Below are 11,024 nucleotides of genomic sequence, written 5' to 3'. Positions count from 1 at the left end.
CTCCTCAATGTCGGGCGGCCCCAGCACGACCATGTGCTCGATCGCGTTCCAGATGTTCGGGGCGTACTCCGCCAGTGTGTCGATGATGTTCTTCCCGATTTCGTCGCGGCGGCTGTTCCAGTCCCCCTCGGCCAGCTTGTAGGGAGCGTACTGCACAAAGAGGGACATGATGTGCTTGCCGGGCGGGGCGAGGCCGTCCTCGGTCGCGCTTTGGATGTAGGCATCCATGAAGGGGCGAGCCGACGGGCGCCCGTACTTGGCGTCGTCCGCCGCGCGTTCCAGGTAGTCGATCGAGGGGTTGATCACGATGGCGCCGGTGTGCTGCGGCCCGATCTCGGTGCCGGGCATGGCCGTGAAGTTGGGTAGCTCCCCCAGCCCCAGCAGCACCTTGACGACCGAGCCCTCGACCTTCATCGCCGCGATCGCGTCGACGAACCACCCGGGAAGGTGGCGCCGGTCGACCATGCGCAGGAAGGTCCGCTGCGGGTCGGCGTTCGATAGGATCACGTTGGCGGTGTAGCGACGGCCGTCGGCCAGGCGCACGCCGCGAGCGGCGCCGTCCTGCACCTCCACCTCCACGACCTCGGCGTCGGTCAGGATCGTTACCCCGTGGTCGCGGCAGAAGCCGGCCAGGGCCGTGGCGATGCTGCCCATCCCGCCGCGGACGAAGCCCCAGACGCCGGGCTGGCCACCGAGCTGGCCGAGCAGGTGGTGGAACTTGATGTACGCCGTGCCCGGCGAGCGGGGGCCGAGGCTGGTCCCGATCACGCCGCCGGTCGCGATCGGCGCCTTGACCTCTTCACTCTCGAACCACTCGTCGAGCACCTCCGCGATGCTCTTCATCAGCAGCGTGCGCAGATCCTCCACGCCCTGGGGACCGTCGAACGCGCGCTCCAGATCGGCCATCGTCGGCGCCGGCCCGAGCAGGAGCGGCCGCATGCGGGCGATGATGCGGTCCCACATCGCCCAGTAGTCGCTCCAGCGCTCGGCGTCGCGCCGGGAGAAGCGGGAAATCGTCTCGTGCGTCTTGCGCTCGTTGCGGAAGGTCATGAAGACGCGGCCGTCGGGGAAGGGGACGAAGTACTGCGGGTCGAACGGGCGGACGTCGTACCCGTACCGAACCATCTCCAGGTCGCGGATGACCTCGGGGAGGAGCAGAGAGCAAACGTAGGAGCAGGTGGAGAGGTGGTAGCCGGGGAAGTGCTCTTCGGTCACGGTGGCGCCGCCGATGATGTGGCGCCGCTCCAGGGCCAGCACTCGTTTCCCGGCCCGGGCGAGGTATCCGGCGGCGATCAGCCCGTTGTGCCCGGTCCCGATGACGATCGCGTCGTAGTGCTCGACCATGACACCCTCCTCGCATTCCCACCGTAGCGGGTGGTGATTCGGATCACCGCCGGGCGCGGCCGGACCGAAGACAGGCGACGGAGGGCCGGGGGCCCTCCGTCGCGGATCGGCGAGGTGCGTTCCGGGCGGGCTACTGCCCCTGCAGTTCCCGGATGTGGTTGACCAGCGCCCAGATCTGCTCCTGGGTCAGCAGGTGGCCGAACGGCGGCATCAACCCGCCGTAGCCGTTGGCGATCACGTAATAAAGTTCGCCGTCGGTCAGTTCCTTCGGCTGGTTGTCGACCGGCGACAGCAACTCCCGCTGCTGCAGGTTGGCCGGCACCGGCTGATTGTTTGCCTGGAAGATCAGCGCGGCCGCAATCCCGTCGCCGGCCCCCTCGGCGCCGTGGCAGACGGCGCAGTTGACCGCGAAGAGCTGAGCGCCCATCTGGCTGGTCTGCTCGTTGCGCTCGAGCGGGTTCTGCAGGTTGGCCGCTTCCTCCGCCGAGTAGTTCGGCAGGGCGTTGTACAGGCTGGACCCGGCGCTGGCAGCCCGGGCCATCTGCCCATCGGTGCCGAGTGCGCCGCCCACATTATCGTTCCCGCCCTTGTAGGCGACCGCGCTGGACGGCGAGTCGAGGCGCGGCGGCTCCTGCGCGTGCCACACCGCGGTGTAGTGCATCTCGCTGAAGAAGTCGATCGGATAGGTGTTGGTCGAGTCGCAGGCCGCTACGAGCAGCGCCATCACCATCAGCAGCGCGACGATCCCCGCCCGGCGCCCCAACCGGTGCCGGGCGCACCCCCGTAGGGCAGAATGGATGCCGCGGGAGATCACGCGCGCGCTCCCTTCTGCTGCGGCGCCCGAGCCGGAGCCGGCACGCGGCGCTCCTCAAGGATGACGTCCTCGGCGCCGGCGCGGCGGAGCGTGGCAGCCGCCTCGTCCGCCTTCTCCTCCGACGCGTGGACCAGGATCCCGATGTACCCCCGCGAGATCCGCGGATCCCACAGGTTGCTGCCCAGCCGCGGCAGGCGGGATTCAAAGAGCATGCCGATCACCGTGAAGATCACAGCGGCCAGCAGCGTCCCCTCGTACATGATGATGATCATCGGGGGGATCGAGAACAGCGGCTTACCGCCGGTGACCAGCGGGTAGGCCATCTGCGTCGCCCCGGTGATCAGGAGGCCGACGGCGAAGCCGCAGGCGGCACCGACCAGCGGGAACAGGCCCAGCCGGTGCATTCCCGACTCTTCGCCGAAGGTGCCCTCCGGGTACGGTGCGTTGGTCAGCACCTCGAAGTCATCCCGCTTGTAGCCCAGCTCGTTGAGGGCGTCGACCCCGGCGATCGCCGTGTCGAGGTCCTTGAAGACGCCGAGCACTCCCCTGACAGCCATGATCTTCTCTCCGCTCCTCGCCTAGAACTCGCGAACGATCGCCGGGACGGTCCGCTTCCCGACCTGGATCTCCGCCGCCAAGTGCTGACCTTCAAGCTCGTCCCAAACCGGCACCGGAGGCACCAGCTTGGCGAACAGCAACAGCAGGAATCCGACCAGGGCGAAGGACCCGACGACGAGCGTGATCTCCACTGGCCCCGGACGGTAGGGGAGCCAGGAGAAGGTCCACTGGTACTTCGCCTGCAACCCGGGCACGACCAGCCAGTACCGCTCTGCCCACATGCCGATGTTGACCATGATCGAGGTCCAGAACATCAGCTTGATGTTGCGGCGGAACCGCCGGAAGGCCCAGATCGGCACCGGAATGAAGTAGCCGAAGATCCAGACGAACGCCAGCAGCAGCGGGTACGGCCACTCGAAGAAGCGCATGTGCATGATCGCGTCGTCGGCGGGATCCTGCCGCCACAGGTCGAAGAAGATGTCGAGCAGGAAGAACCACATCCAGGTGGTACCCACCACGACCAGCAGCCGGCCGATGGCGTCGAAGTGCTCATGCCGGATGTAGTTGTCGAACTTGAACATCCAGCGCATGAGCGCCATCAGCGTCACCACTGCCGACACACCCGAGTGGACCGCCCCGATAACGAAGTAGGGTGCCCACACCGTCGAGTGCCACACCGGGTCGAGGGAGAAGGCGAAGTCCCAGGACACGATGCTATGGACCGAGACGAAGATGGAGAGCATGATCGCCGCGAGCAGGAAGCCCGTGATGATCTGCATCTTCCACTGCCGCTCTTCGCCCTTGAAGCCGAGGGCAAGCACCCGGTAGAGCCCGTGCCGCCACCCGGTGGAGTGATCGCGCAGCAGGGCGAAGTCGGGGATCGTGGTGATGTAGACGAACAGGATCGTACCGGTCAGGTACGTCATGATCGCGCTCGGGTCCATGACCAGCGCCGAGCGCACGTCCGGCCAGATCCCCCGCCAGAAGTCGTAGGGGAACGCCCAGTAGAGCGTGCGCCACGGACGCCCGGTGTGGATCACCGGGAAGAGCAGGGCCGTCATGAGGCTGAACATCGTCATGACCTCGGCGGCCCGCGTCACCGGCCGCCGCCACTCCGCCTGGGTCAGGCGGAGGATGGCGGAGATCATCACCCCGGCGTGGCTGATACCGATCCAGAACACGAAGTTGACGATCATGAAGCCCCAGAAGGCGGCTCGGTTCAGCCCGGTAACGCCGACTCCCCAGTAGAACATCCAGCCGACCGCGAACAGGAAGGCGGTGAGGATGGTCCCCAGGACGATGAACCCGACCCAGTTCATCATCGAGGTCTGCGTGACCGGCCGGAGTAGGTCACGGATAATTCGTTCGTCGCTGAAGCTATGTCGCTCCTGCATGGTCCCTCCACACGTCCCTTTCCGGCCTTAGTCCGGCTTCCCGATCACGACGACCTCGGTCTTGTAGAACGGCTTCCGGGCACGGAGCCAGAGGCCGCCAGTGACTTCCCAGATCGACGGGTAGGGGACGAATCTGAGCGCCAGCAGCCCGAGGCAGACAGCTCCACCGATCAGGCCGACGAGGATCAGAATATCCAGCACCCCCGGCACGTAGGCCGGCGGGATCACGGTCAACTCGCCCTCGTAGATGTTGTTCGGCGAGAAGCTGGACGAGTAGAGGCGGATCTGCTCGAAGACCTGCCCCACCAGCACCAGCGCGCCCACCACGATCGGCCCGACGACCCCGGCCCGGATCCGGTTCCAGAGCAGGATCGTCAGCGGCGCCAGGAACATCAGCGTAAAGGCGACGACAAGCGGCACGAAGTAGGTATCGAAGTAGAGCAGTCGGAGCAGCGCCGTCTCACGCGGCGTCCGGCCGTACCACCAGATGATGAACTCGGTCCAGTGGAAGTAGAACCAGAGCAGCCCGAGCGCCAGTTGCAGCTTACCGAGGGCGAAGAACTGCTCCTTGTGCAGGTAGTCGCGCGCGCCGCCCCACGCTCGCATGACACCCGCGGTCACCAGCGTCAGGGCGATGCCCGACTCCAACCCCTGCACCGTGTAGGTCGCCGGGAAGATCGCGCTGTTGTTGCCCGGGATCAGCGCGAGGATGAAGTCTGAGGAAATGAGGGTCATCGTCCCGACGTACAGCAGGACGTAGAACGCGCCGAAGTAGGCCACCGCCCGGTCGACGGTCCGCCACTCCCGGATGGAGCCGCGGAAGCCGCGCGCCAGCCGCGTGAAGCGCCCGTTGAGGTTGCCGTCCACCTGGTCGCGCACGATGGCCATGTCGGGCCGCGCTGCCGTGTAGAGGAAGGCATAGCCGCAGATGACCAGGGCGATCATCATGAGGCTATCCCACAGCCAGGGCGCGCCCCACCAGCCGAACCAGAGGGACGGCCGCCCCTCGGTGTTGGGCAGCAGCGCGACCAGCAGGAAGAAGAGGATGAGCGGCACGATCATCGCGGCGGCCCACAACTCGGCCAGCCGGTTCACCGGCCGGCGCCAGTGGCCGCGCACGAGCCGGGTGGCGACCGAGACACACGGAGCCGAACCGACGGTCGACATCAAAAAGCCGAAGGTTACGGCGACGTAGGTCCAGGGCTGCCGCTCCCCCCAGCCCGAGAGGACCGGCCCGGCGATAAGCGCCACCACGCCGACCACCCCCAGGATGGCCGTGATGATGACCAAGAGCCGGTAGGTCGACCCGGCCGCGCGGATCCGCTGCAGCCCGTCGCTGACGATCTGCTGGGGAGGCAGATCCCACACGCGGGGAAGCGAACGATGCCCGTTGTGCGCCGTGATATCGTGTGACGCCATGGCTTTCCGTCCAGTCCCTCTCTGACTACGCGGATTCCGCGCCACCGTGCGCCGGCGCTTCGGGGTCGATCTTCTTCAGATAGAGGACCGCCGGGTCGGTCCCCAGCTCCGCCAGAACCTTGTAGCCGCGGGTGGTCGTATTCGCGATCTGCGCCACCTGGCTTTCCGGATCGTCCAGGTCGCCGAAGACGATGGCACGGGTCGGGCACGCCTGAGCGCAAGCAGTGTTGACCTCACCGTCGCGCAGCGGCCGGTTGCCATCCAGCCGTGCGTTTTGCTCCGCATGATTGATGCGCTGGATGCAGAAGGTGCACTTCTCCATCACGCCGCGGCTGCGGACCGTGACGTTCGGGTTGAGCTGGTTCTGGAGCGACTCGGGCCACTTTGGCTGCCAGAAGTTGAAGAAGCGCACGTGCCAGTGGCAGTTGACCGCGCAGTACCGGGTGCCGATGCACCGGTTGTACACCTGCATGTTGATGCCTTCGGGCGTGTGGTAGGTGGCGTACACCGGGCAGACCGGCTCGCACGGTGCATTCGAGCAGTGCATGCAGGGCACCGGGATGTAGCGCGCCTTGATGTTCGGGTACTCCCCATCCCAGTAACGCTCGACCCGGATCCACTCGATCGCGCGGTTCTGCAGGTAGACCGCCTCGGTATTGATCGGGATGTTGTTCTCCGCCTGGCAGGCCACGACGCACGCCTGGCAGCCCGTGCACCGATCCAGGTCGATTACCATCCCCCACCGTGGTGACATCGAAACTCCTCTCGGGCTTCCTGTCGCGCGTGCGGCCTAGTGCTCCGACGGGATGACTTCGATGATCGGCGCACCCTCCAGCTGGAACGCGGGCACCTGGCCCTCGAACCGCGGAAGCCGCACCTTGCGCCCCGTGGCCTCGACGCGGACGCGGGTCCCGGCCCACGCCAGCGCCCCGGTCTCCGACTCCGTCGCCGGCTCTACGAGGTCCAGCGGGTTCGTTCCCCGCCCCTTCGCATAGCGTCCGAAATCGGTGTGCCCCTGGCCCATGGGCACCGCCGCCACATCGGGGTGCGCCGCCGGGTTGACGTACACCGGCACCTCCGCACTCCCACGCGGCGTGACCAGCCGTACCACGTCGCCCGTGCCGACGCCGAGCCGGTCCGCGGTCGTCGGGTTCAACTCGACCCACGTCGACCACACGGCCGACGTCATCGGGTCGGGCAGCGCCTGCAACCAGGGCAGGTTCGCCGTCTCGCCGTACCCGAGCGAGTTGGACGGGAACGGCAGCAGGTAGAGCGGGAACTGGCCCGGGTCGCCAGCGTACTCGGGTTGCGCCGCAGCCGTCGCCGTCTCCGGCGCGTTCGGCGCCGAGTCGGCCGTCTCCGTGGTATCCCACCAGCCGCCCTGCGCCTGGGCCATCATGAAGTACTGCTTGGCATCCGCCGCCTCGATGTTCCCCCGGTTCAGCCGCCGCAGCGAATCGACCGCGGCGCGGACCGCATCCTCGTACGTCGGCCATGGCATCGAGGCGCCGGCCGCCGTCGCCGCCTCGATGAAGATGTCCCCCGCGGCCCGGCTGTCCACGAACGGGTTGACCACCGGCTGCTGCAGCGCGACCGCCTGGTACCCCGGCCCTGGGTCCGGTGCGATCAGGCCCCACGACTCCAGCGTGGTATGCACCGGCAGGATCAGGTCGGCCTGCAGCGTGGTGTCGTCCAGGAAGCTGGACAGCGCCACGACCTTGCCGGCGTTGGCCAGCGCTTCCCGAAGCCCGAGCGCCTCGGGCAGCCCATAGACCGGATCCACGCCGTTGACGATCACGAGCTGGTAGCGGCCGCTGTTGAGGTCGTTGACCACGCCGGTCCACTCGGTATAGGACAGGCCGGACGACGGCCCGGGCACATCCGACCCGAACGGCGGGGCCGGGTTGAGGATGATCCCGCCCGCCTGTCCGACGCTCCCCACCAGATAGTTGAGCGCGAACACGGCGGTGAGGTTGAACAACCCGTTGGTGTGGGCCGCTGCCAGGCTCCCGGCGATGGCGACGCTCGGCTTCCCCTCGGCGAAGCGCCGGGCCAACTCGGTGATCTGCTCGGCGCTGATCCCGGCGGTCTCGGCGACCGCGTCCGGCGCGTACTGGTCGAGTGAGATCCCGCTGTACACCCGCTCGGCCACGGCCCGGTCCACCAGCCCCTCCGAGACCATGACCTGAGCCATCGCCAGCGCGACGAGCCCTTCCGTACCCGGGGTGATCGGCAACCAGCGGTCCGCGTTGGCGGCAGAGCCGTCCATGCGCGAGCTGACATGCCAGTAGGTCCCGCGGACATCCTCGCGCCCCTGGCGGAACTCGCCGTACTGGCGCGAGAACTGCACGGGAGAGATCCACGTGTGCAGGAAGTCCGCGCTGAAGCTGACCAGGAAGTTGGTGTTCGCCAGGTCGAGCGTCGGCAGGGTGTCGGTGCCGAAGACGCGCCGCACCGCCTCGCGCAAGACGACGCGATCCTCCGGCTCGTAGGCGACATGCTGGGCATCCGCCGCGCGAACAAACTCGTTGACGACCTGCCCCATCGGGCCGGACAGCGGCGGCGTGATCACCAGAGTCGCTCCGCGAGCGCCGTTGACATCGTTGCCCAGCTCGGTGAGCGCGTCATCCCAGCTCGCGTTCTGGTACTCACCGGAGCCACGCGCCCCGGTGAGCCGCAGCGGCTGGGCGATGCGGTCCGGGTGGTACACCTCCTGCACCAGAGCCTGCGCGCGGGCATCGGACGCGCCGAGGTTGGTCGGGAAGTCGGGATTTCCTTCCACCTTCTTGGCGCGACCCTCGAAGACTCTGACGATCAGCCCGCACTCGCCCGCAGCCGTGGCGTACCAGTTGTCGCGCCCGTAGACGAGGTCCACCGGGTTGAGAACCGGGCTCTCGATTTTGAATTCACGCTCCGGGTCCCCATCGCCGATACCGCACCCGGTGAACAGGACCGCGCCGGTCGTCGAGGTCGCGACTAACTTAAGGAAATCTCGCCTTCGCATCGCACCCTTCCGCATCAGTAGTGACACACCGCGCAGTCAGTCCGGGCGTTGTTCTGCCGGTGGCAGTCGATGCAGTCGCCCATCCGCAGGTCGCGGAATTGCTCGACCGTCGCCATTTGCTGCACCTGCCCGTGGCAAGTCGCGCAGTCAAATCCCGCGTTGATGTGCATGGAGTGGACGAACTTGACGTGGTCGGGCATCTGATGCACCCGGTTCCACTGGATCGGCGTGTTGGATTCAAAGGCTTGGACGAGGCGCTCTAGGTTGGGCTTGTTGGTGGTCGGGACGACCCGGTGGCAGAACATACACTGCTCCAGCGCCGGAACCCCGGCCGACGCTTGCGTGCTGGCGGTGCGGTGGCAGAACGTGCAGTCGAGGCCGAGGGTGTTCACGTGGAACGGGTGGGTAAAGGCGATCGGCTGAGCTTTCGCTGGCTGGGCCGTCGGGCTCAAGAAGTAGCTCCGGGCCAGGATCGCTACCACCGGGATGGCCAGTAGCACCAGCACGACCAGCCCGAACACCACAGGCCGCAGAATTCGTCGCATCCCTCTTGCTCCGCTCCGCTCCGCGCTCCGGATCCGCGCACCTCATGCCGGCCACGCGACCGGTTGGGGGAATCCTAGATCCACACCTTCTCGTACAGATCGAACAGGACCGACAGGCCGCCCACGATATTCGCCAGCGAGAAGATAGCCCCGACGAGGAAGATGAGGGAGATGGCGTACAACACGGGGCGGACGCGCATCATCCGCTGGGGCAATTGGCGGGTCGATACCAGCGAGGGGATCATCGTGTGGGCAATGAGCAGGTTGGCAGCGAAGACGACGATGCAAGCGGCGAAGGCCCAGAACCAGATGAGCCCCGAGTTGATCTGCACCCACTGATCAGCTGTCGTGACTTCAGCGTGCATCCAGGACCTCCCTGGGGCTGACCACTCGGCCCTTGGTGTGTTGTCGGTGGCAGACACACAGGACGCAACCGCTCCTCGCTGCCACCACCTGGAGGAACGCGGTTGCCGTGGGTAGGATGAAGGGTCGCGTCGGTCGTGTCAAGGCGATCATCCGTTTCGGACGTGTGATCGCTTTCACAACCACGGGAAGGATACCCAGCGTCGCCCCGTTGTCAAGGGGTCAGGGTGCCGGGTAGCAGCGGCCCGTCCCGAAGGGGCAGAATACCACCGACGACCGCGGCCATGCACCGCGGTACCCCGGCACAGCAGCGCTAGTCGGAAAGCAGGAGAACGATGGACTCAAGGCCGATCGCGTTCGACGAAGCCGGCATCACCCCCGGCCGCGCCCGGCGGCAAGCACGGATCAAGGGTGTCCCGGTGCCCTATATCCGCGTCTGCAAGGGTCCGGGCCGCCAGCTCCTCTCAACCCTCACGCCCGAGCCGGGCGAGTGGATCCTCCGCGCCGACGGCGAGCTGGAACTGGCGGGCGACCCGCCGCGGGCGCTGGAAGCAGGCGAGGTGCTGGTGCCGAGCCTGGCGCGCCTGATCGCCCTCCTACGCGAGCACGCCGACAGCATCGTCATCTCCTGCTACCCGGACGACTACGCCTGCATGGCCTTCGACGAAGACGGCATCTCACTCGCCAACATCGTCTCCTTCAGCCCAGAGGAAGCGGCCCTGCGTGCCCTCCTCTTCATCCGCGCCGAGCGCGCCGCCCACGAGCAAAGCGGCGGCTGACGGGGTTTGAGCGAGTCGCTCCGGTTAACCCGCCCGCAGCCAGCCACGACACGGCTCGCAGGCAGCCGACACCACGCCGTCCACGTTCATCAGCCGGCTGAAGACGGTGAGCCGGGGATGTCCGGGGCCATTGCCGGTGATCCTGAGTCGGCTCCGGTGTCGGGGTGCGACGTCGCCCGCCGTGATTGTGCCGACGCGGGTTGCGTGAAGATCCCGCCACTCAGCGCGTACCCGGAAGTTAAGTTATGGAGTCCGAAGCAAATGATGGGTCTCCGCACCGTGGCGCGTGCCCGGGGCTCAAGCCCCGGGCTGACAACGAAAGCCGGCTGAAGCCGGCTCTTCGGCGTGCGGCGGCCCGAGCCGCCGCTGTGGTATCGCGCGGCGTGAGTCGCGCCGAGGTTGATGCCGCACCACCGGCGGGACACAAGTTGGGTGGCGTGGGAATCCCGCCGCTCGGCATGTGCCCGGAGTGGGTGGCGCGAGGATCCCGCGTCGCGGCCCGTGCCCGGGGCTCAAGCCGCCGGGCTGACAAGGCAAAGCCCACTGAAGGGGCTGGAAACGCAGTGCCCGACGGGATGCCGGAACGGCTCCGCCCGGATGTAGCCATCACAGCCCCTTCAGTGGGCTTACCAAAATATCAGCCCGGCGGCTTGAGCCCCGGGCACCTGCCGGGCGGCGGGGTCCCTCATGCGGCGGCACTGGCCCTGCATCACCCCAGCCGGCTTCAGCCGGCTTTCCTCGTCAGCCCCGGGCTTGCGCCCCGGGCCCCCCCCCCGGGGCGGGGTCGTTGGGAAATTAGTACAA

10 protein-coding genes are annotated in these 11,024 nt (G+C 67.3%); 1 reads left to right on the top strand and 9 read right to left on the bottom strand.

Annotation, left to right across the window (positions count from 1 at the left end):
* The 9 genes from IRZ30_RS12355 to IRZ30_RS12315 form a co-directional block, all read right to left on the bottom strand.
* The coding region (locus tag IRZ30_RS12355) for an NAD(P)/FAD-dependent oxidoreductase (protein ID WP_294085538.1) at positions 1-1,344 on the bottom strand (1,344 nt) is incomplete at its 3' end.
* Between the two features lie 130 nt (positions 1,345-1,474).
* The gene (locus IRZ30_RS12350; protein ID WP_294085537.1) at positions 1,475-2,158 is read right to left on the bottom strand and encodes a cytochrome c; all 684 of its coding nucleotides are present in this window, start codon (positions 2,156-2,158) and stop codon (positions 1,475-1,477) included.
* Positions 2,155-2,715 carry a DUF3341 domain-containing protein gene (locus IRZ30_RS12345; protein ID WP_294085536.1) on the bottom strand — a complete coding sequence of 187 codons (561 nt, stop codon included), beginning with the start codon at positions 2,713-2,715 and terminating at the stop codon, positions 2,155-2,157. The genes IRZ30_RS12350 and IRZ30_RS12345 overlap by 4 nt, the downstream gene beginning before the upstream one ends.
* Before the next feature lie 21 nt (positions 2,716-2,736).
* Positions 2,737-4,110 carry an NrfD/PsrC family molybdoenzyme membrane anchor subunit gene (nrfD, locus tag IRZ30_RS12340; protein WP_294085535.1) on the bottom strand — a complete coding sequence of 458 codons (1,374 nt, stop codon included), beginning with the start codon at positions 4,108-4,110 and terminating at the stop codon, positions 2,737-2,739.
* A 27-nt stretch (positions 4,111-4,137) separates the two neighbouring features.
* A complete protein-coding gene (locus IRZ30_RS12335) occupies positions 4,138-5,529 on the bottom strand; it encodes a hypothetical protein (protein ID WP_294085533.1) in 1,392 nt (463 codons plus the stop codon).
* A 25-nt stretch (positions 5,530-5,554) separates the two neighbouring features.
* Positions 5,555-6,283 (bottom strand): 4Fe-4S dicluster domain-containing protein, encoded by a 729-nt coding sequence (locus IRZ30_RS12330; RefSeq protein ID WP_294085531.1) that lies wholly within the window; start codon positions 6,281-6,283, stop codon positions 5,555-5,557.
* A gap of 36 nt (positions 6,284-6,319) precedes the next feature.
* Positions 6,320-8,533, bottom strand: a complete 2,214-nt coding sequence (locus tag IRZ30_RS12325; protein ID WP_294085529.1) for a molybdopterin-dependent oxidoreductase — start codon at positions 8,531-8,533, stop codon at positions 6,320-6,322.
* Between the two features lie 14 nt (positions 8,534-8,547).
* Positions 8,548-9,078: a cytochrome c3 family protein gene (locus IRZ30_RS12320; protein WP_294085526.1), complete on the bottom strand. Its 531-nt coding sequence runs from the start codon at positions 9,076-9,078 to the stop codon at positions 8,548-8,550.
* A gap of 74 nt (positions 9,079-9,152) precedes the next feature.
* Positions 9,153-9,443, bottom strand: coding sequence for a hypothetical protein (locus tag IRZ30_RS12315; protein WP_294085525.1), 291 nt, complete (start codon positions 9,441-9,443; stop codon positions 9,153-9,155).
* Between the two features lie 333 nt (positions 9,444-9,776).
* Between IRZ30_RS12315 and IRZ30_RS12310 the strand changes: the two genes are divergently transcribed.
* Positions 9,777-10,220: a hypothetical protein gene (locus IRZ30_RS12310; protein ID WP_294085524.1), complete on the top strand. Its 444-nt coding sequence runs from the start codon at positions 9,777-9,779 to the stop codon at positions 10,218-10,220.
* Positions 10,221-11,024 lie beyond the last annotated feature (804 nt).

This window comes from Sphaerobacter sp. (assembly GCF_019683595.1).
Taxonomy (GTDB): Bacteria; Chloroflexota; Chloroflexia; order Thermomicrobiales; family Thermomicrobiaceae; genus Sphaerobacter.
Note: the sequence above shows the minus strand (reverse complement) of the source record. Positions and strands in the feature narration are given on the sequence as shown.